Here is a 19,863-nt window from a genome sequence, read left to right as displayed (position 1 = left end):
ACGAACAGCCCATGGAAGGTTCATGCCGCATGATCGATGAATTCGCGAAGGACAACCTGCACAGGAGACTGCGGCGGGACCGCGAGGCGCTTCTCTGGAAACTCGATGGCTTGTCCGAATACGACGCCCGCCGGCCTTTGACGGTGACCGGGACCAACCTCCTCGGCCTGGTCAAACACGTGGCCACCGTCGAGGCCAGGTACTTCGGCGAGGTCTTCGACCGCCCTTCCCCGGAATCGCTGTGCCGGTGGCAGGACTCCGACGGCAGCGATCAGTGGGCGGCCGAGGACGAGACCCGCGATCAGATCATCGGGTTCTACCGGCGCACGTGGGAACACTCGGACACGACGATCGACGAGCTTTCCCTCGACGCCCCCGGCCACGTGCCGTGGTGGCCGGAGCCTTATCCCAACACGAACCTGTTCGCCGTCATGATCCATGTACTCGGCGAGTCCATCCGGCATGCCGGGCACGCCGATATCCTGCGCGAGGGCCTCGACGGCCGGACCGGGGTGCGCGCCGAAAACGAGCAGCAGATCGACGAGGAAGCCCGTGCAGCCCACTGCGCGAAGATCGAGCAGGCCGCCAGGTCGGCCGCATCAATCAAGGCTTAGTCGGACATATCAGGCAGCCTGACATCAGCTCCCCTACCGGCGCTTGCGCCTCCGCGTCGCTCAGCGGGCGCAGGGCGCCGGCGGCCGGGGTCGAGGGCGAAGCGGTGAAGCTGTAGCGGCCGAGCAGGTTCGGGTTGCGGTGCTTGAGAGGGGAGAGCCGGGTGATGTCCTCCTCGCGGATCGCGTGGCCCTCGGCTTGGTAGCTGGGCGACGGCGGCGTCGACGTAACGGTCGTCCAGAGCACGATGGTGCTCAGGACCAGGCTGAGTGAGCCGAGCTGGTCCTCCACGCCGTCCCGGTACACCTGGTGGATGGTGCCGCGCTTGCCGTGGCACACGTCCCGGGCCGGCTCGTGGCGGGAGATCGCCAGGAGCTGTCCGGTCGATCACGCGTCCCGTTAGGGTCTCTACGGGAGGGGCGTGATGAGTGTCAGGGAGATGGGTCGCGCGGAGGCGGTCGCGCTCGTGCAGCGGATCATGGACGCGGACTACGCCTCGGACGACGAGGTGGACGGCTGGCTGGACAGACTGGACAGAGCTCTGGCATGCCCGTCCGGTTATGTCGGCGACTTGATCTTCTGGCCGCCGGAGCGGGAGCTTTCGGCCGACGAGGTAGTCGATCAGGCTCTGGCGTACCGGCCGATCCCTTTGTGAGCCAGCGGCTCAACTCCGAAGCCAGAAGAGCAGAGTCACGGTGGTGGCGGTGCCGAGGAAGGCGTAGCCACGCTTGTCATAGCGAGTGGCCACGGCCCGGGACTGCTTCAGCCTGTTGATCGCTCGTTCGATGGTGTTGCGCTTCTTGGAGCGCTCTTCGGTGAAGCCGGGTGGCCGTCCGCCGCGTGAGCCCTTGCGCAGGCGGACGGCCTGGCTGTCGGGCTTCGTGCGCAGCCGGCCCAGACCGACCCGCGGAACGGGGATCTTCGCCGGCACCGTCTGGAACTGGGTGCAGTCCGCCCGCTGCCCTGGCGTGACGACCAGGGGCAGCGGGCGGCAGCGACCGTCCGCGCTCAGGTGGAGTTTGCTGGTGAATCCTCCCCGCGAGCGGCCCAGGCCCTCACCTCCCGCACCACCTCCACCAGCCGGGTGTGCAGGCTCTGCCACGGTGTTTCGCCCTGGTGTTCTGCGTTCCGGCTCCCTTTGACGCGGGCGCCGGCGGCGGTCCGGTCCGGGCACCGGCCGCGTGCTGATGAGCCCGCACGATGGTGGAGTCGACCGAGATGTCCCAGTCGATCTCGCCCGCGGCGTCGGCCTAGGCCTGGGCCTGCTGCAGCAGACGCTCCCACGTGCCGTCGGCCGACCACAGGCGGTGGCGTTCATGGACGGTCTTCCAGGGGCCGTACTTCTCGGGAAGATCCCGCCACTGCACGCCGGTCCGCACCCGGTGCAAGATTGCGTCGATCACCTGCCGGTGATCGAGCCACCGGCCACAACGTCCATTGCTCACCGGCAGGAACGGCCGCAACCGTTCCCACTCGCCATCCGTCAGATCGCCCCGCCCCAGGCTCGCCGCAACGACCCAGGCACGGGGCAGTCACATGATCGCCCGGACAGCTCCTAGACGACCGCCGTATCGTCCGCCCCCGATGCCACCGGCGGCCAGGCCGGCCACCCCTCGGCGGGCGTCTCGGCCACGTCACGCCACCACGGCGTCACAGGCGCCACCGTGGCCGGCTCGAAGGGCTCGCCGCAGATCGGGGCCGCCATCGTGACCCCGGCCTTGTGCGTGGCCCGCATCATCCGCTCGCCCGGCTCCGCCCAGGGATGCGGTGCGAGGTTGAAGGTTCCCCAGTGGATCGGCAGCATGACGCCCGCGGCCGGGTCGCCGCCCTGGAGGTCGAGGTGGGCCCGCACGCCCTCGTCCGGCGTCATGTGGATGTCGGGCCAGAAGTCCGAGTAGGCGCCGACCTGGATCATCGTGGCGTCGAACGGGCCGTGGTCGGCGCCGATGTCCTTGAAGCCCTCGAAGTAGCCGGTGTCACCGCTGTGATAGATCCGGTGCTTGTCCGAGGCGACGACCCAGGACGCCCAGAGGGCGTGCTGTGTGTTGCGCAGACCACGGCCGCAGAAGTGGCGGGCCGGCGTCGCGGTCAGGGTGAGCCCGCCGACCTTCGTGGCCTCGTGCCAGTCCAGCTCGCGCAGCCGGTCGGCGGACACGCCCCAGTGTTCGAGGTGGGCGCCGACGCCGAGCGGCACGGCGAAGAGGGTGTCCGTGCCGGCCAGAGCCTTGATCGTGGGCAGGTCGAGGTGGTCGTAGTGGTCGTGCGAGATCACGACCACGTCGACCGGGCCGAGCTCGGCGAGCGGCAGCGGCACGGGGTGCAGCCGCTTGGGCCCGGCGAAGGGGAACGGGGAGCAGCGCTCGCCCCACACCGGGTCGAACAGCACGCGGTGGCCGTCGATCTCCGCGAGGATGCTCGAGTGCCCCAGCCAGGTCAGGCGCAGTCCGCCGACGGGCGGCTTCGCCAGGTCGGCATACGTGGTGGGGTGCACCGGCACGGTGCCCTGCGGGACACGGTGGGGCCGGGTTTCCCTGTCGAAGAAGACCTTGGCGAACTCCAGCATCGACCCCGAGGGCCGGGTCCGGGCCTCGCCCCCGGGGTTCTGGAAGACCCCGTTCCTGAAGTGCGGCGATCTGCGGATGCGCGCCATGCGCTCACCGCTCGGATCCACGCCGAAGGCCTCGGGCCGCAGGGCGCGGAGCCCGGAGCTCGGGAAACGGAAACCGGCCACGGTACCTCCAGGTGGAGTCGGTGAGGCTTCCATTATGGTCGGCCCCTCCGACAGCCCCGACGCCGCCCGGCACAGCCCGCCGCTGAAGATCCCCTCAGTACGTTGACATGTTCCCGTCTTCCCTCCGATACTGACCCATCGTTCAGTAGCCGTGGGCGGCACGCGGCCCCCATCCCCACCGGAGACCCCATGACCACCCCACTCCTGTCGCTCACCTGGACCGACCACATCACCGGCCGCCAGGGCTTCCTGGTCGTCGACCGGCTGGTACGCGGTGTGTCCAGCGGTGGGTTGCGGATGCGGCCGGGCTGCACGCTGGACGAGGTCGCCGGGCTCGCCCGCGGCATGAGCATGAAGGAAGCCCTGCACTACAACCCCGAGTCCCGGTACGTCCCCCTGGGCGGCGCCAAGGGCGGCATCGACTGCGATCCCCGGGATCCGGAGGCGTACGGGCTTCTGGTGCGCTACCTGCAGACGATGCGGCCGTACATCGAGAGCTTCTGGACCACCGGCGAGGACCTCGGTCTCGCCCAGGACGTGGTCGACCGGGCGGCGGCCGAGGCGGGGCTCGTCTCGTCGATCCAGGCCGTGTATCCGCTGCTCGACGACGAGGCGGGCGCCCGGCGGCGGCTCGCGGACGCGTTCGCGGTCCAGGTGGACGGCATCGGGCTGGACGAGCTGGTCGGCGGCTGTGGGGTGGCCGAGTCGGTGCTCATGGCCCTGGACCGGGCCGGTGTGCCGTACTGGAGGACCCGCGTCGCCGTGCAGGGCCTCGGGACCATGGGCGGCGCGACGGCGCGCTTCCTCACGCGCGCAGGGCTCACGGTCGTGGCGGTCGCCGACATCAAGGGCACGATCGCCAACCCGGCGGGCCTCGACATCGAGGCCCTGCTCGCGGCACGGGACGCCTACGGCACGGTCGACCGCGCCGCGCTGCGCCCCGGTGACCGTGAACTGCCGGGCGACGCCTGGCTGGCGGCCGAGGCGGAGGTGCTGGTTCCGGCGGCCGTGTCGTACACGATCGACGCCACGAACCAGGAACGGATCACCGCCCGCTGGATCGCCGAGGCCGCCAATATGCCCGTACGCGCCGAGGCCGAGGAACTGCTGGCGGCGCGGGGCGTCACCGTACTGCCCGACGTCGTGGTCAACTCGGCCACGAACGCCTGGTGGTGGTGGACGCTCTTCGGCGACATCGGCGCCGACGCGGACGAGGCCTTCACCCACACACGCCGCTCGATGCGCGCCCTGACCGACCGCACCCTGGCCCGCGCCGAGACCGAGGGCACGACGCCCCGCGCCGCCGCACACGCCCTCGCGGCGGACCGGCTGCTGATGATCGCCGAGCGGTTCGGCCAGCACCGGTGACGGCCGGCGGACGCAGGCTCCGCCCTGCTGCGGCCAGGGAACGGCCCGCGGTCAGGCCTTAGGGTGACGGAGTGACAAGAGTGCGGTTGAGCGTGGCGGAGCGGCGTGAGGAGTTGCTGCGGGCCGCCGTCGAGCAGATAGAGGCGCGGGGCGTGGCGGCGGTCAGGATCGCCGACGTGGCCTCGGCACTCGGGGTGAGCAACGCGCTGGTGCTCTATCACTTCGCCACGAAGGAGAAGCTGGTCGCCGCCGCGTTCACCCATGCGGCCGAGGGCGACCTGGATCGTCTGCGCAGGATTCTCGGCCGCCGCACCACGGCGCTACGACGACTGCGGGCGGCCGTGCGCTGGTACGCGCCGACCGGCCAGGCCAAGGGCTGGCGGCTGTGGATCGAGGGCTGGGCGGCGGCCCTGCGCGAGCCCGCCCTGCAGGAGGTCACACGGAACCTCGACCGGCGTTGGAAAGCCGCCATCGCCGAGGTCATCGCGGAGGGCGTGGCCGCGGACGAGTTCCGGTGCCCGGACCCCGCGGGCACGGCCCTGCACCTCACGGCCCTCCTCGACGGGCTCGCCGTGCAGCTGACGTCGTACCCGGGCGCGGTGTCACGCGCGCGTGCCCAGGAGTGGGTGGACGAGACGCTCGCCCGGGAACTGGGGCTGGAGCGGGAGGCGTTGACCGCGTCCGCCCGGTGAGGTCGCCTGGCGCCGAGCGGTGGGTCTGCCGCTCATGACAGCCGCATCCCGCTCATGACGGCCGCGTCCCGCTCATGACAGCCGTGTGGGCCACGCCCCCTCGAACAGGGCACGACCCACACCGCCGGCGCGCAGGAGCCTCAAGCCACCGATTCGATCCGCATCTTGATGTCGTCCGGCGACAGCGCGCCCTTGGCCGTCACATGGTCCCCCGACGACTCGCCGCGCAGACGCCGCCCGATCCACGGCACCAGGTACTCACGCGCCCAGTGCACGTCGTCCCGGCGGATCTCGAGGGTGCCCCGGGGCGGGAGCGGCGGCCAGGGCTGGTCCGGGTCGGCCGGGATGTCCAGGCCGAGGACCTGGCCCGCGCGCAGCGCCACGCGCGTGTGCCCTTCCGGAGAGAGGTGGAGCCGGTCGCCGTCCCAGGCCCGACGGTCCTGGACGGTCTTCAGGGACCACAGGTCGAGCACCGGACAGCCGTACCGGTCGGCGATGGCCCGCACATGACCGTTGTAGGTGGCGATCTTGCCGCGCAGATGCTTCAGCACGGGCACGCCACGGGTGTCGCATCCGGTCGTCACCATGACGGTGCCGACCGCTGAGGTGAGCCGGGTGATCGCCCGCTCGAAGCGCTCGGCCACCTCGTCGGGGTCGGTGCCGGGCCGGATGATGTCGTTGCCGCCCGCACAGAAGGAGACCAGGTCCGGGGCCAGTTCGACGGCCTGCGGAAGTTGGTCCTCGACAATCTGGTCGAGCAGTTTGCCGCGCACGGCGAGGTTGGTGTAATCGAAGTCGCCCTCGGGCCGCCGGTCCGCGAGCAGTACCGCGAACCGGTCGGCCCAGCCGACGAACGCCCCGTCGGGGCCGGGGTCGCCGACGCCCTCGGTGAAGCTGTCCCCCACCGCAACGTACGACCCGATCTCTGATCTGCTGTCACTCTTCGAATCGTCTGCCACACCGGCATGATTCACCTTCGAATGTGACCTACGCGACCGTAAGGAAGGGTTGACGGGCGGTGAGATAAGCCACTCCTAAAGTGTTGACCAAACCCGGAATAAGCCTCTGATCAGGGGTGTTGTGGGCTCAACCGCCACACCCGGAAGCCGCTGAACCGGAAATGGCTCCATGTGGTCCGGAAGGCGAAGTGCCCACCGGTGTACGGCTCGGGGTCGGTGTAGTCGAAGACGAGCCGCCCGTTGTTCCACCACCGCACGGTGGGACCGTCGGAGACGATCCGGACCCTGTTGGGCTCGTTCGCCACGAGCAGCGGCTCGGTGTAGTCGAAGATCAGCGGACGGACCCCGGCCTCACCGACGTACCGGCGCAGCCGGGTCGTGGTGTTCGTGTTGGCGCCGTAGCCGGCGTAGTAGGTTCTGAGGTAGTCGTACTCGGCCAGTGCCCCGCCCCGCTGGGTGGCGAAGAGGTCGTCCGGGGAGCGGACGTCGGTGGCGTTCCAGAAGTTGTTGAGGTCGGAGACGCGGTCGTTGACGCCGCCCGCCGATATGGGCGTGGCCGTGTACTCGATGACGTACGGGCCTTCCAGCCGCTTCTTGAACCAGATCGTCGCACCCGCGGGCACGTCGACCTCCAGGACTCCGCGCACGGCGGTGACGCTGCCGCCCTTCTCGAGTTCGACGGCCCACTGACCGAGCCCGTGCCGGAAGTCGTCGTGGGCGATCAGCCGGCGATGGCGGGGCGTCGCGCTCGCGGTGGTCGCGGGGGCGAGGGCGGCCAGAGCGGCGCCGGCGGCGAGGGCTCCGAAGGCTCTACGCGTGGTCGTCACGGGAGACGGCTCCTTCCGGGAGGGTGATCGAGGGCTTCGGCACGCGACGGGTCTCGGTGCCGAGGTAGTAGTCGGTGTACGTCGACTGCAGATAGCCGCGCACGGTCCAGCCGAGGCGGTACTCGGGGTTCTGGGCGAGCGTGTAGAGGCGCGTCTTCGTCGGCTCGGTGGTGGTGTAGAGGCGCAGGGCGGTGTGGTCGGCGGTCTCGGCGAGGATCTCCTCGCGCCAGTCGCCGACGAGGTCGCCGTAGAAGGGGGTGGCGTTGCGGGCGCCCGACACGACACCGGACGGGTTGAAGATCTTCGCGCTGGACTGGGTGGCCGGGTTCCACTTCTCGACGTGCGTGTAGTCGAGAAGTTCTGACGCCTTGTCTCCGTCCCACCAGATACGGAAGTTGACGCTCGGCGTGGTCGTGGAGACCTTGCCGTCCTGGACGTTGTAGACGCCCGCACCGGGAGCGGTGACGTCGGCGGTGGAGGTCCAGTACTCGTAGCCGGGGTGGTCCGGGTCGATGTCGCCGGTGCTGCCGCGGCCGACGTCGATGTCGGTGTCGTTCTCCCAGTCCGCCGGATGCTGCCCGGTCACCAGGCGCTCTCCGGTGTCGGCGTCGTAGTAGTACCAGGGGAACTTCGGTAGGACGCCGAGCTCCGCCTGCTGGATGGCGAAGCCCTCCAGGCCGGGGCGGTCGGGGTCGAGGTCGGCGATGTGGAAGCGGTCGCCGTGTCCGGCGCCGTCGACGACGTAGCGCAGGGTGCCGTCGCTGCCGACGACGTAGTTGCCGTCGGCGATCTCGTCCGTGCCGTCCTGGTCGACGTCGACGGTGCGGATCTGGTGGAAGCCGGTCGCGCCGCTGCCGGACGGAACGACGTACTTCCAACGGCGGGTCAGGTCCGTGCCGTCGAAGTCCCAGGTCTGCAAGAGGATCCGGAAGGCGCCGCGCTTGGCACCGACCCGCGTGACCAACTTGGTGACCAGGCTCGGGTGTTGGCCGTCGAGATAGGCGATGCCGAAGTGACCGCCGGAGGGGCCGTCCGCGACGAAGTCGTCGGGGACGGGCTGCCGGGCGCGCTCGGTACCCGTCGCGCCGTCGATCACCGAGACGAACTGATTCGCGGGCGAGGAGGCGGTGACCGTCGCCCCGTCCGCGAAGGTCGTCCCGTCGGCCGTGTGCACCAGCACCTCGGCCTTCCCGTCGCTGTCGAGGTCGTACACGGTGACGTTGTCGTCGTTGCGGTATCCGCCGATCGCCGTCGAACCGCTGATCGCGGCGGGCGCGGGGTCGTTGGCGCCGTTGCCGCCCGCCTGGGTGTACGAGCCGGGTCCGAGGTCCACGCGCCACAGCCGCTCACCGGTGAGGGTGTACGCCTCCAGCAGGTCGGGCTTGTCTCGGGCCTGGGAGAGGCGGCTTACGACGAGTTCGTAGCGTCCGTCGCCGTCGAGGTCGCCGGGCCAGGCGTGCTGCACGCTGTAACCGTCGGCGGTGGTGAGCGGGATCTCGGCGTAGCCCCGCGAGAAGTCGAGGGCGGACGAACTCGCCTTTCTCTCCCGGCCGTTGATCACGGCTCGCACCGTGTAGGTGCCCGTACCGCGGGTGTTGTCCTGGTACGTCGTCGAGTTGATGACCGGCGCCCGGTTCAGTCGGCGCCCGTTCTTGTACACGTTGAAGGCGATGGCATTGCCGTGCCGCGCGTACTCGGTGCCGAGCAGGCGCCAGCTGAGGAAGGTGCCCTCGCCGGACGGTACGGCGACCAGTCCGCGGTCGAGGTTCTCCACGGTCCGGCGCGGCTCGGCGGCGTGACCGGCGGGCGCGGAGAACAGCCCGGCCAGCAGGGCCGCCGCGGCGACGGCGCCGATTCTTCGACGTCGGTTGGCGTGCAACTGTCGGTTGGCGTGCACTAGAGCTCCTTTGCGAGAAGGGCGATCAGTCGGTCGGCCACCTTGCGGTGGCCCTGGACGCTGGGGTGGACGGTCCCGTTGAAGTCCCCGCCCGACAGGGAGAGCCAGTCCGTGGTGTCGACGAACTCGACGTTCCGGTCGGCGAGTTCGTCGACCACGGCGGCGATGTCGTCGGCGTGCGTGCCGTTGAAGGGGCGCAGCGCGAGAATCCGGGCGTGCGGCGCGGCGGACCGCAGCCTGTCGAGGTAGGCGCGGTAGGCGGCACGGAACTCGGCGGAGCCGTACACCGCGTCGTTGGTGCCCTGGTTGACCACGATGACGTCGGCCTCGAGGTCCGGATCCGCCTTGGAGCCCGCGTAGTTCCAGCCGTACGCGTCCTGCGCGGCCGGCACTCCGCCGTTGCCGGTCTGGATCACGCCCTGTCGCCCGAAGCCGACCTGGGTGAGCGAGGCGCGCAGGGCGTCGGCGACGAGGGTGGGGTAGGCGGCCGTACCGTCGGCGCAGTCGGAGGTGTTGACCTCGCACAGGGCCATGACGCCCTGGGTGATGGAGTCGCCGTAGAAGGCCAAGGTCCGCTTCTGGCGCGCGGGTTGGGGCAGCAGACGCCCTCTGCCTTCGAGTCGCAGGCCGGTCAGAACGACACCCGTCTCCAGCGGCGGGGTCCACCGGTTGACCCGGGAGAACACGTCCTTGACGGAGATCTCCACCCGGTGCGGGCCGCTCCCCTCCGCCGCGATCTCCAGGTCGCTCCGGTCGACGGCGTACAGCCGCTTCGGACCGCCGTCGACCGAGACGTAGATCTGCGCGGGCACGGTGATCGACGCGACGTCGAAGAGAGCGTGGACCCTCTCGCCGGTGAAGCGGAAGCTCAGCCGGGAGCCGGAGTTGATCGTGGTCGCAGCCTCCGAGCTCCGGCCCCAGTGGCCCTCGTAGATGAAGCGTGCGTCATCCGGCCTGACGAGATTCGGGTCGCCGTACGCCATGACGGGTTGCACACCGCCCGCGACCAGCCCGGAGACCAACACCGCCGTCAGGAACGTGTGTCTGCCCTTGCTGACAGTGCGTCGGTCGACGCCGGGCACGGGGACCTCCGTAGGCCATGAAAAGCTGCATGGAAAGCGCTTGCAGCGCTACGGAGACCACTGTGTCCTCACTCTCCCCGCACTGTCGACGCTCCGGACACGCCTGCCACAAGATCGCAATGTCGCGATCATGAACAGACGCACCCGAACACACCGAAGGCCGGACCCGGGGATCGGGGTCCGGCCTTCGGTCGTGCGTCAGACGAGGCAGTCGGCGGAGGGTCAGCCGATGGCGACGCCCTTGGAGCGGAGGTAGGCGACCGGGTCCACGTCCGAGCCGTAGTCCGGCGTGGTGCGGATCTCGAAGTGCAGGTGCGGGCCGGTCACGTTGCCGGTCGCACCGGAGAGGCCGATCTGCTGACCCGCGGTCACGGTCTGGCCGGCCGAGACGGAGAGCGAGGAAAGGTGGGCGTACTGGGCGTAATAGCCGTCGGCGAGCTGAATGACGACCTGGTTGCCGTACGCGCCGCCCCAGCCGGCGGAGACGACGGTGCCCGCGCCGACCGCCTTCAGCGGGGTACCGGTCGCGGCGGAGAAGTCGACGCCGGTGTGGTAGCCGCTGGACCACATGCTGCCCGCCACCTTGTACGCGGTGCCGACGGCGGCCGTGGACAGGGGGGCGCTGAAGCCGCTGGTGGTGTCGGCGCTCTGGGCAGCCTTGGTCGTCGTCGACGCGGAGGACTTCGAGGCGGACGAATCCGTGGACGCATCCGCGGACGACTTCGACGGCGCAGAGGAGGAGGAAGAAGGCGAGGAAGCGGACGGCGACTTGGGGGCGCTCGTCGCGGCCTTCTTGCCACCGATGCTGAGCTTCAGACCGGGGTGGATCAGCGACGGGTCCTCGCCGACGGCCTCACGGTTGTCGGCGTAGAGCTTCTTCCAGCCACCGCTGACGTTCTGCTCGTTCGCGATCTTCGAAAGGTAGTCACCGACCTTCACCGAATACGTCCGCGTACCCGTCTTCCGGTCCGCGTCCTTCTTCTCGGCGGCCTTCTTCTCGGCCACCTTCTTGTCGGCGGCAGGCAGAGTCTGAACGGCCTTTTCCGAAACGGACTGCACGGGAGCGGCGTGGGCGCCGGTGGCCCCGATGAGCGGGAGAGCGAGAGCGGCTCCGCCGGTTCCGGCGACGGCTATGGAGCGGGTGAAGCGCAGGGACTTCGGGCGGCGGTGCTTACCCTTCGCGGGCATGGCGAATTCCTCTCCGGCGCCTGCGAGGTGAGCTGTCGGGTGCGGGCTGGAGATGCCCGGTCGCGTGGGGACGCGACTTGACCCCAAGCCGTTCCGGAGACCGGAACAGGCGGTTCTACCTGTGGGTCCCCCGCTCCTGCCGTACACGGGTGAGTTTGCGCGGGATCCAGTCGGCGGCAGGATTAGGCGTCCGTCCGGATTGGTGGCGAACGTAAGCGAGGAAGACGCATGGGAACAAGTGAGAGGTTCCGTCCGAATGCGTTCCTGTTGATCCCTTGTGGGAATTACCGGTGACCCTGCGTGAATTATGGGTACGTCGCCCGACTCAAAACCCCTTGAAAAGCATGTGAATTACGTGAACATGACGAGCGACGCACGGTCACGAATATGACGCTCCTCACGTGACACCGCTCCAGCTCCCTTTGCTTCAGAGCGAGTTGGAATGAAGGCGCCAATTCGGACAGAAACCCTAGATGCGACGCAGGCGGATAACCGTCGCATCGAGGTCACCGCGCAAATCGGCGCGAAGTCCGTGATGCAGCAAAACGGCACCTCGGTGAACTTCGCCCGTTTCGCGGCATTCGTACGATGCTGCCGGATCGAGTCCACGCAGCCGCAGCGCCGGCACGGCCTCGCCGTAGCTCTGCGCCTGGAGCCAGGCGAGGACGACCGTCTCGTCGCCGAGCACGTACTGCACCGCGCTCAGCCCGCCCCTCGGGGGCCGCAGCCTGTAGAGGTCCCCGCGCTGCACGAGGGGCCGGATCTCCTTGTAGAGCTCCACCCATTCCCGCGCCTCGGCAAGCTCCTCCTCGGCCCATTGCGTCAGGTCACCGCCGACGCCGAGCACCCCTGCCATGGCGCTCACGAACCGGAACCGGAGCGAGCTGACCCGGCCGTTGAGCTGGGTGTTCGGGCTGTCGGTCACCCATGCGGCCATGACCCGCGCCGGATGGATCTGGCTGAAGCCGTCCTGGATGGCGAGCCGGTCGAGCGGGTCGGTGTTGTCGGAGGTCCACACCTGGTCCGTACGGCTCAGCACGCCCAGATCGATCCGGCCGCCACCACCCGAGCAGGACTCGAAGGCGACGCCCGGGTGGGCGGCCCGCAGCCGGTCCAACAGAGTGTAGAAGGCGCGCACATGGTCGACCCAGAGCCGCTGCGGATACGGCTCACCGGGCCAGCCCGCATCACTGAAGCAGCGGTTGAAGTCCCACTTCACGTAGTCGATCGGGGCACTGGAGAGGAGCCCGTCCAGCCGCTTCCAGAGATAGTCCTGGACGTCGTCGCGAGCGAGGTTCAGTACGAGTTGATTGCGGAATTCCGTCCGCTTTCGCCCCGTTTGGTACTGCGCCCAGTCCGGGTGGGCTCGGTACAGCTCGCTGTCCGGATTGACCATTTCCGGCTCGACCCAGATGCCGAACTGCATGCCGAGAGCGTGCACGTAGTCGGCGAGGGGCTTGAGGCCCGACGGGAAGCGGTCCGGGTTGGGTGTCCAGTCGCCGAGCCCGGCGCGGTCGCTGGTGCGCGCCCCGAACCAGCCGTCGTCGACGACGAACAGCTCGACGCCGATCGCCGCGGCCCGCCGCGCGAGGGTGCCCTGCTGCTCCTCGGAGATGTCGAATTCCGTCGCCTCCCAGGAGTTGAAGAGCACGGGCCGGTCCCGATCGGCGTCCGGGATCACATACGCGCGCTGGTAGGCGTGCCAGGCCCGACTCGCGCCCCCGAAGCCGCCGTCGCTCCACAACCCGGCGAAGACAGGCGTCACGAACGACTCCCCCGCCGCCAGCCGCAGCAGACCCGAGTCGTCGTGCCCGACCCCACCGGTGATCTGCACGCGCGCGTCCGGCAGCTGGGCCACCGCGATCCGCCAGGACCCCGACCAGGCGAGGGCGCAGCCGTACACCTCACCGCGCTCCTCGGTGGCGTCGGTGTCGAGCGCGACCCATGGCAGGAGCGGGTGCCCGGTGTGGCCGCGGCGGCTGCCGATGACCTTCTCACCGTAGGTGAGGGACGACCGCGTCAGCCGGGACTCCGCGGCCCAGCGTCCGTGCAGCTGGGACAGCCGCCAGTCCTCCCGGTCGGGCAGGGTCCAGGCGGCGGAGTCGGCGCGCAGCAGCTCCAGGTCGGGCCCCTGGTTGTCCAGGGTCACCCAGCGCTCCACGACGTCGTCGCGCATCCGGTAGTGCAGCGTGATGGCCAGCCCGCCGTCCCGGAACCGCAGCCGCAGCTCCTCGCCCTGGGCGCCCTCGGCGCCCCCGGACTCGTACGCCTCGAAGGTCCACTCGGTGCCGCGCCCCTCCTCGGTGCGCACGGACAGGGCCGGCCGGACGAAGCGGGGGCCGCCCTCGACCGGGTACTCCTCGTGCCCGTCGAGCTGCGACTCGAAGCCCCGGTACTCCGGCAGCGGGCGTGCGGCCAGCTCCTCGGCGTCGGCTAGCGCGATCCGTGGGCCCCAGTGAAGGTGCAGCAGTTCGTCGGCCTCCGTGAGATGGAGGGCGTAACTGCTGGTCGGCCCGGAAAGAACCCAGGTGCGTCCGCGGTCGGAGATCTCCAGCATCAGGCCCTCACATATTCGAACAGGTCCACTCAAGCACCAACATCATCAAGGGGCACGGGCCTCCGATGCAACGCCTGTGGATAACTCATTGCCCCAGGAATCCATGTCGTATGGTCGAGAGCGCACCCCGTCGGCGGCACCGTCGAGCCGCGCCGGCGGGGCCGACTGGGAGGAGCCCCCGTGACGCAGCAGATCCCGTCGACCGAGCCCGAGCTGGCCGGAGTCCGCAATTTCCGCGACGTGGGCGGCCTGCCGACCGTGGACGGACGGCGGGTGCGGTACGGAGTGCTGTTCCGCAGCGGCCATCTCGCGCACGCGACCGAGCAGGACGCCTCCTTCCTCGACTCCCTGGGCCTGCACACGATCTTCGACTTCCGCAACGCGGCGGACCAGAAGCTCGAAGGGCCGGACGTCGAGCTGACGGGCGTGCGCAATGTGAACCTGCCGCTGAGCGACCCCGCGGACGGCGCGGAGTTCTGGCGGATGGTCCGCGACGGCGACATCGACCAGCTGCGGGAGATCCTCGCCGACGGCAAAGCGGCGGGCCGGATGATCGCCTCGTACCGCACGATCATCAAGGAGCGCACCGCCGAGCACTCCCTGGTGCTGCACGCGCTCGTGGAGGACAGCGTCCCCGCACTGATGCACTGCGCGGCCGGCAAGGACCGCGCCGGGCTGTCCATCGCCGTGACGCTGCTCGCCCTCGGCGTCGAGCGCGAGGCGATCATCGCGGACTACCTGGAGTCCAACGCCAAGCACCGCCGCTACAAGGTGCACCGCAGCAGCGGCGACGCCTCGGCCTACTCCCCCGAGGTCATGGAGTTGCTCAGCCCCCTGTTCGACGCACGGGCCGAGTATCTGACGGCGGCCTTCGAGACGATCGAGGAGACGTGGGGCGGCGTCGACACCTACCTGGAGCAGGGGCTGCGGATCGCCCCGGAGGCCCGGGAGCTACTGCGGGAGCGGCTGCTCGACTGACGCGGACCGCCGCCTGGCTTCCCACGGCTACTTCGCGCCCACCTCGAACAGCAGGTAGATGAAGGCGGCGAAGACATGCCCCACCGCGATATAGATGATGAGCCGCACCCACAGGGCACGCGGGAACTTCTCCTCCAGGTCGCTCATGGCATCTCTCCAGGGGTGGGGCCCAGGCACAGGGTGGCCGTGGGGCTCTGCAGCAGGGTGTGGACGAAGAGGAGCTCGACCCCGCCCCGGTCCAGGGCGGCGATGCGGTGCGGGGTGAGCGAGTCGAAGTGCGCGCTGTCGCCGGGCGCGAGCCGGTGCGTGGTGTCCCCGAGCCGCAGCCGCAGCCGCCCTTCGAGGACGTAGAGCCACTCCTCACCGGGATGCACGCGCACGATGTCGCCCTGCGAGCCGTACGGCACATGGACGCGCAGGGCCTGCATCCCGCGCCCGGGCGCGCCCGCCTGCCAGTACGTCCAACCGCCCGCCGCGGTCGGCTCCATGTCCGCGGCCCGCACGACGGCGTCCCGGTCGGCCACCGTCTCGCCGAGCAGCTCGGATACGGTCGTACCGTAGATACGCGCGAGCGCGAGCAGCATCGGCAGCGAGGGCTGGCGCTGCCCGGTCTCCAGTCGGGAGAGATGGGCGGGCGACAGCCCTGCGGCACGCGCCGCGGCCTCCAGGGTGAGGGAGGCACGGCGCCGCAGGGCACGGAGCTGGGGCGCGACGACGGGCAGGGCCTCGGCCGGCCCATCCGTCGGCTCGGCATCGGGCTCCGGCTCGGCCATGGGCGGCCGTTCGGCCCCCGGCCGTGGCTCGGTCTCGGGAGAGCTCATGCGCTCCATTCAGCCGCAGCCTTGCCTCTGCGGCAAATTTCTTGCCTCAGAGGCAAAAGCAGGCATGCTACGACCGCGGGCGCGCCAGGACCCGCTACCCGGCCCTCACCGGTTGGCGACCGCCTGCTTGATCAGTGTCTTCCCGAAGTCCCACATCAGCCCGCCGCCACTGTGCGCGTCATCCATCACATCCGTGAAGGCGTCCACAAACCGGTCCACCTCCCGCTCCCCGATGATCAGCGGCGGGATCAGCTTGATCACCTCCAGGTGGTCGCCGGAGACCTGGGTGAGGATCCGGTGCCGCCGCAGCAGCGGTACGACGACCATCTGGGCGAAGAGGCCCTTGCGCGCGGCCTGCAGCATGGCCCAACGGCTGCGCAGCTTCAGTGAGTCGGGACGGCCGAACTCGATGCCGACCATGAGGCCCCGGCCGCGGACGTCGGCGAGCAGCTCGTACTTGTCGATCAGCGCCGCGAGCCGGGACTTCAGCTGCTCCCCGGTCGCCCTCGCGTTCGCGACGATCTGCTCGTTCTCGATGACGGACAGCACGGCCAGCCCGGCCGCCATGGCCTGCGCGTTGGACCCGAAGCTCGCCGAGTGGACCAGTACACGGTCCATCGACGAGTAGACCTTCTTGAAGATCCAGTCCTTGCCGAGGGTCGCGCCCACCGGCACATACCCGCCGGACAGCGCCTTGGCCACGCACACCAGGTCCGGCTCGACACCGTCCTCGTGCTGGTAGGCGTAGAAGTCGCCGGTCCGGCCAAGACCCGTCTGCACCTCGTCGGCGATGAGCAGCGCCTTGTGCCGGTGCAGCAGTTCCTGGGCGGCCCGCAGATATCCGGGCGGGGCCTCGTGCACCCCCTTGCCCTGGATCGGCTCGACGATGAGCGCCGCCACATCCCCCTTCTTCAACTCCCTTGCCAGGGCGTCGAGATCGCCGAGCGGGACGGCCGTGTCCGGCAGCAGCGGGGCGAAGCCGTCCCGGAAGCCGGACTCGCCGTTCACGGACAGGGAGCCCGTGGTCAGCCCGTGGAAGGCGTGGTCGCAGTACAGGATCCGCGGCCTCCCGGTGACGAACCGCGCGAACTTCAGCGCGGTCTCCACCGCCTCCGTCCCGCTGTTGCCGAAGAACACCCGGTCCAGGTGGGGGCTGTGCGCGAGCAGCTTCTCCGCCAGCAGCCCGGGCAGCGGCTGGCAGTCGAAGCGGGTGAGGTCGGCGAGGGAGGCGTCGAGGACGTCGTGCAGCGCCTTGCGGACGACGGGGTGGTGGCGCCCCAGCCCCATCACCCCGAATCCGGCGAGCATGTCCAGGTGGTCGTCGCCGTCGGCGTCCCAGAAATAGGCGCCCTCGGCCCGCTCGTAGACCTTGTCGAAGCCGATGGTGTGCAGCATGCGCGGGAGCTGGTGGTTGAGGTACCTGCTGTGCAGCTCGTAGCGCTCGGCTCCGCGCTCGGCGAGGAGTCTGCCGAGGTCGAACTCCGTGGTCATTCGGCCTTCTCCTTGACTGACACGACCTCGGCCTCCTTGAGGGCGAGGCTCGCGCTGATCCGTCCGGCGACCTCCACGGGCGTGAGCCCGATGTCGGCCAGCACCTCGCCCCGCTTGGCGTGCGCGAGGAACTGCTCCGGGATGCCGAACCGCCGTACGGGCACGTCGACTTCGGCATCGCCCAGCGCCAGCGCCACGGCGGCGCCGACTCCGGAGGACCGGCTGTTGTCCTCGACGACGGCCACCAGCCGGTGCTGTGCGGCGAGGGGCGCGAGCGCGGGGTCGACCGGTTTGACCCAACGGGGGTCGACGACGGTGCAGTTGATGCCGCGTGCCTGCAGCAGTTCGGCAGCCTGGAGGCACACCGGAGCCATCACGCCGACGGCGACCAGCAGGACGTCCGGTTCGCCCGCGTCCCGGTGCAGCACGTCCAGCCCGCCCACCCGGTCGACCGCCGGGATCGACGGCCCGACCGACTCCTTCGGGAACCGTACGAGCGTCGGCGCGTCGTCGACGGCCACGGCCTCGCGCAGCTGCGCCCGCAGCTGGTCCGCGTCGCGCGGGGCGGCGATCCTGAGGCCTGGCACGACCTGGAGGATCGACATGTCCCACATGCCGTTGTGGGAGGCCCCGTCGGCGCCCGTGACGCCGGCGCGGTCCAGCACGAACGTCACTCCGCAGCGGTGCAGCGCGACGTCCATCAGCAACTGGTCGAAGGCGCGGTTCAGGAACGTGGCGTAGATGGCGACGACCGGATGCACCCCGCCCGTGGCGAGCCCGGCAGCCGACACGGCCGCGTGCTGCTCGGCGATTCCGACGTCCCAGACCCGGTCCGGGAACCGCTCCGCGAACTTGCCAAGACCGACGGGATGCAGCATGGCCGCCGTGATCGCCACGACGTCTTCCCGCTCCTCGCCGATCCGCACGATCTCGTCGCCGAACACCGAGGTCCAGGACGGCCCGTTCGAGGGGGCGAGCGGCTCGCAGGTCAGCGGGTCCATCACGCCGACGGTGTGGAAGTGGTCCTCCTCGTGGGCGAGGGCGGGTTCGTAGCCGCGCCCCTTCTCCGTGAGGCAGTGGATCAGCACCGGCCCGTGGAAGCGCTTGGCCCTGCGCAGGGCGGACTCGACTGCCCCGATGTCGTGCCCGTCGATCGGACCGACGTACTTCAGCCCGAGATCCTCGAACATGCCCTGCGGCGCGAAGGCGTCCTTGAACCCCTTCTTCGCCCCGTGCAGGGACTCGTAGATCGTGCTGCCCACGAGCGGGGTCCGCAGCAGCACGTCCTTCCCCCAGGCCAGGACCTTCTCGTAGCTGTCCGTCGTGCGCAGGGTGGCCAGGTGGTTGGCGAGGCCCCCGATGGTGGGCGCGTACGACCGCTCGTTGTCGTTGACGACGATGATCAGCGGCCGGTCCTTGGCCGCCGCGATGTTGTTGAGCGCCTCCCAGGCCATGCCGCCGGTCAGCGCCCCGTCGCCGATCACCGCGACGACATGCCCCTTGTCCCCCTGCACCTGACGGGCCTTGGCGAGCCCGTCGGCCCAGCCGAGCGCGGTGGAGGCGTGGCTGTTCTCGACGATGTCGTGCTCGGACTCCTCGCGCGAGGGATACCCGGACAGGCCGCCCTTGCCCCGCAGCTTCGAAAAGTCCTGACGTCCCGTCAGAAGCTTGTGTACGTAGCTCTGGTGACCGGTGTCCCAGACGATGCGGTCGACCGGTGACTCGAAGACCCGGTGGAGTGCGATGGAGAGTTCCACCACCCCCAGGTTGGGCCCGAGATGTCCGCCGGTCCTGGCGACCGCGTGCACCAGGAACTCCCTGATCTCGTCGGACAGTTCACCGAGTTCCGCCTCGGACAGCGCCTTCAGGTCGCGTGGTCCCCGGATGCTCTCCAGAATCGTCACGCTCGGGCCCCCTCTCGGTCCGTGCCTTGGTTCAACTCACCGTCACTGCCGGTTTCCCCGTGACGGCGGGGGCGCCCGATGCGGCCCCGTCCTGCTCCATCTGCTCGGCGATCTTCATCGCCTCTTCGATCAGCGTCTCGACGATCTTGGATTCGGGGACGGTCTTGATGACCTCGCCCTTGACGAAGATCTGGCCCTTGCCGTTGCCGGAGGCGACGCCGAGGTCCGCCTCGCGGGCCTCGCCGGGGCCGTTGACCACACATCCCATGACGGCCACGCGCAACGGCACTTCCATGCCCTCCAGGCCGGCCGTGACCTCGTCGGCCAGCTTGTAGACGTCGACCTGGGCACGGCCGCAGGACGGGCAGGAGACGATCTCCAGGCCGCGCTGCCTGAGGTTCAGGGACTCCAGGATCTGGATGCCGACCTTGACCTCCTCGACCGGCGGGGCCGACAGGGAGACGCGGATCGTGTCGCCGATGCCCTGCGCCAGCAGCGCCCCGAAGGCGACCGCCGACTTGATCGTGCCCTGGAACGCCGGGCCCGCCTCCGTCACACCGAGGTGGAGGGGGTAGTCGCACTGCGCGGCCAGCTGGCGGTACGCCTCGATCATCACGACCGGGTCATTGTGCTTGACCGAGATCTTGATGTCCCGGAAGTCGTGCTCCTCGAAGAGCGACGCCTCCCACAGGGCCGACTCGACCAGGGCCTCGGGCGTCGCCTTGCCGTACTTCTGCAGCAGACGCCGGTCCAGCG

The 19,863-nt window shown here is 69.8% G+C and carries 18 protein-coding genes, 1 pseudogene and 1 riboswitch; of the genes and pseudogenes, 5 read left to right on the top strand and 14 right to left on the bottom strand.

All coding sequences use genetic code 11. From position 1 onward, the window contains the following. The first annotated feature begins 29 nt into the window (after window positions 1-29). Window positions 30-614 (top strand): DinB family protein, encoded by a 585-nt coding sequence (locus tag BLU79_RS44520; protein ID WP_093911770.1) that lies wholly within the window; start codon window positions 30-32, stop codon window positions 612-614. Here the strand turns inward: BLU79_RS44520 and BLU79_RS44515 are convergent. Next, entirely contained in the window at window positions 604-978 is a 375-nt protein-coding gene (locus BLU79_RS44515) for a transposase (RefSeq protein WP_256333726.1), read from the bottom strand. The genes BLU79_RS44520 and BLU79_RS44515 overlap by 11 nt on opposite strands. Before the next feature lie 58 nt (window positions 979-1,036). Here BLU79_RS44515 and BLU79_RS44510 point away from each other — a divergent pair, with 58 nt between their 5' ends. After that, window positions 1,037-1,267 (top strand): bacteriocin immunity protein, encoded by a 231-nt coding sequence (locus tag BLU79_RS44510; RefSeq protein WP_093911768.1) that lies wholly within the window; start codon window positions 1,037-1,039, stop codon window positions 1,265-1,267. Window positions 1,268-1,276: 9 nt separating this feature from the next. Here the strand turns inward: BLU79_RS44510 and BLU79_RS44505 are convergent. Continuing rightward, window positions 1,277-2,114, bottom strand: a pseudogene (locus tag BLU79_RS44505) (IS5 family transposase). Window positions 2,115-2,167: 53 nt separating this feature from the next. After that, window positions 2,168-3,343 carry an MBL fold metallo-hydrolase gene (locus tag BLU79_RS44500; protein WP_093911767.1) on the bottom strand — a complete coding sequence of 392 codons (1,176 nt, stop codon included), beginning with the start codon at window positions 3,341-3,343 and terminating at the stop codon, window positions 2,168-2,170. A 189-nt stretch (window positions 3,344-3,532) separates the two neighbouring features. On the opposite strand from BLU79_RS44500, the gene BLU79_RS44495 reads away from it, so the two are divergent. Further along, complete coding sequence (locus BLU79_RS44495; protein WP_093911766.1) at window positions 3,533-4,711, top strand: Glu/Leu/Phe/Val dehydrogenase dimerization domain-containing protein; 1,179 nt, start codon at window positions 3,533-3,535, stop codon at window positions 4,709-4,711. Window positions 4,712-4,782: 71 nt separating this feature from the next. Further along, on the top strand, window positions 4,783-5,403 hold the full coding sequence (locus tag BLU79_RS44490) for a TetR/AcrR family transcriptional regulator (RefSeq protein ID WP_177001433.1): 621 nt from the start codon (window positions 4,783-4,785) through the stop codon (window positions 5,401-5,403). A gap of 140 nt (window positions 5,404-5,543) precedes the next feature. Here BLU79_RS44490 and BLU79_RS44485 read toward each other — a convergent pair whose 3' ends face one another. The 6 genes from BLU79_RS44485 to BLU79_RS44460 all read right to left on the bottom strand — a co-directional run bounded on the left by BLU79_RS44485 (window position 5,544) and on the right by BLU79_RS44460 (window position 13,913). Continuing rightward, the gene (locus BLU79_RS44485) at window positions 5,544-6,362 is read right to left on the bottom strand and encodes an SGNH/GDSL hydrolase family protein (RefSeq protein WP_177001432.1); all 819 of its coding nucleotides are present in this window, start codon (window positions 6,360-6,362) and stop codon (window positions 5,544-5,546) included. Between the two features lie 110 nt (window positions 6,363-6,472). Next, complete coding sequence (locus BLU79_RS44480; RefSeq protein ID WP_093911764.1) at window positions 6,473-7,189, bottom strand: DUF6250 domain-containing protein; 717 nt, start codon at window positions 7,187-7,189, stop codon at window positions 6,473-6,475. Continuing rightward, window positions 7,173-9,086: a rhamnogalacturonan lyase family protein gene (locus tag BLU79_RS44475; protein WP_177001431.1), complete on the bottom strand. Its 1,914-nt coding sequence runs from the start codon at window positions 9,084-9,086 to the stop codon at window positions 7,173-7,175. Before BLU79_RS44475 ends, BLU79_RS44480 begins: the two co-directional genes overlap by 17 nt. Next, on the bottom strand, window positions 9,086-10,168 hold the full coding sequence (locus BLU79_RS44470; RefSeq protein WP_093911763.1) for a GDSL-type esterase/lipase family protein: 1,083 nt from the start codon (window positions 10,166-10,168) through the stop codon (window positions 9,086-9,088). Before BLU79_RS44470 ends, BLU79_RS44475 begins: the two co-directional genes overlap by 1 nt. Window positions 10,169-10,390: 222 nt before the next feature. Next, window positions 10,391-11,356: a LysM peptidoglycan-binding domain-containing M23 family metallopeptidase gene (locus tag BLU79_RS44465; protein WP_093911762.1), complete on the bottom strand. Its 966-nt coding sequence runs from the start codon at window positions 11,354-11,356 to the stop codon at window positions 10,391-10,393. A 4-nt stretch (window positions 11,357-11,360) separates the two neighbouring features. Beyond that, window positions 11,361-11,542: riboswitch (cyclic di-AMP (ydaO/yuaA leader) on the bottom strand. A gap of 283 nt (window positions 11,543-11,825) precedes the next feature. Then, window positions 11,826-13,913 (bottom strand): alpha-galactosidase, encoded by a 2,088-nt coding sequence (locus BLU79_RS44460; RefSeq protein ID WP_093911761.1) that lies wholly within the window; start codon window positions 13,911-13,913, stop codon window positions 11,826-11,828. Window positions 13,914-14,093: 180 nt separating this feature from the next. Here BLU79_RS44460 and BLU79_RS44455 point away from each other — a divergent pair, with 180 nt between their 5' ends. Then, window positions 14,094-14,891: a tyrosine-protein phosphatase gene (locus tag BLU79_RS44455; protein ID WP_093911760.1), complete on the top strand. Its 798-nt coding sequence runs from the start codon at window positions 14,094-14,096 to the stop codon at window positions 14,889-14,891. A gap of 27 nt (window positions 14,892-14,918) precedes the next feature. Here the strand turns inward: BLU79_RS44455 and BLU79_RS44450 are convergent, their stop codons facing one another. From BLU79_RS44450 to BLU79_RS44430, 5 genes are all read right to left on the bottom strand, one after another. After that, window positions 14,919-15,038 carry a DUF6126 family protein gene (locus BLU79_RS44450; RefSeq protein WP_037796732.1) on the bottom strand — a complete coding sequence of 40 codons (120 nt, stop codon included), beginning with the start codon at window positions 15,036-15,038 and terminating at the stop codon, window positions 14,919-14,921. Continuing rightward, window positions 15,035-15,664, bottom strand: a complete 630-nt coding sequence (locus tag BLU79_RS44445; RefSeq protein ID WP_093911816.1) for a helix-turn-helix domain-containing protein — start codon at window positions 15,662-15,664, stop codon at window positions 15,035-15,037. The genes BLU79_RS44450 and BLU79_RS44445 overlap by 4 nt, the downstream gene beginning before the upstream one ends. Before the next feature lie 153 nt (window positions 15,665-15,817). Further along, complete coding sequence (locus BLU79_RS44440) at window positions 15,818-17,203, bottom strand: aspartate aminotransferase family protein (RefSeq protein WP_093911759.1); 1,386 nt, start codon at window positions 17,201-17,203, stop codon at window positions 15,818-15,820. Beyond that, a complete protein-coding gene (gene dxs / locus BLU79_RS44435; protein WP_093911758.1) occupies window positions 17,200-19,107 on the bottom strand; it encodes a 1-deoxy-D-xylulose-5-phosphate synthase in 1,908 nt (635 codons plus the stop codon). The genes BLU79_RS44440 and dxs overlap by 4 nt, the downstream gene beginning before the upstream one ends. A gap of 31 nt (window positions 19,108-19,138) precedes the next feature. Then, on the bottom strand, window positions 19,139-19,863 hold a 725-nt coding region (locus BLU79_RS44430; protein ID WP_177001430.1), incomplete at its 5' end, for a flavodoxin-dependent (E)-4-hydroxy-3-methylbut-2-enyl-diphosphate synthase.

The organism is Streptomyces sp. cf386, assembly GCF_900103585.1.
GTDB lineage: Bacteria > Actinomycetota > Actinomycetes > Streptomycetales > Streptomycetaceae > Streptomyces.
This window is presented reverse-complemented; position numbering and strand designations above follow the sequence as displayed.

Coding starts and splice junctions, on each gene's coding strand:
- BLU79_RS44520 (WP_093911770.1), top strand. CDS start 30: ATGATCGATGAATTCGCGAAGGACAACCTGCACAGGAGACTGCGGCGG.
- BLU79_RS44440 (WP_093911759.1), bottom strand. CDS start 17,203: ATGACCACGGAGTTCGACCTCGGCAGACTCCTCGCCGAGCGCGGAGCC.
- BLU79_RS44510 (WP_093911768.1), top strand. CDS start 1,037: ATGAGTGTCAGGGAGATGGGTCGCGCGGAGGCGGTCGCGCTCGTGCAG.
- BLU79_RS44465 (WP_093911762.1), bottom strand. CDS start 11,356: ATGCCCGCGAAGGGTAAGCACCGCCGCCCGAAGTCCCTGCGCTTCACC.
- BLU79_RS44495 (WP_093911766.1), top strand. CDS start 3,533: ATGACCACCCCACTCCTGTCGCTCACCTGGACCGACCACATCACCGGC.
- BLU79_RS44445 (WP_093911816.1), bottom strand. CDS start 15,664: ATGGCCGAGCCGGAGCCCGATGCCGAGCCGACGGATGGGCCGGCCGAG.
- BLU79_RS44450 (WP_037796732.1), bottom strand. CDS start 15,038: ATGAGCGACCTGGAGGAGAAGTTCCCGCGTGCCCTGTGGGTGCGGCTC.
- BLU79_RS44460 (WP_093911761.1), bottom strand. CDS start 13,913: ATGCTGGAGATCTCCGACCGCGGACGCACCTGGGTTCTTTCCGGGCCG.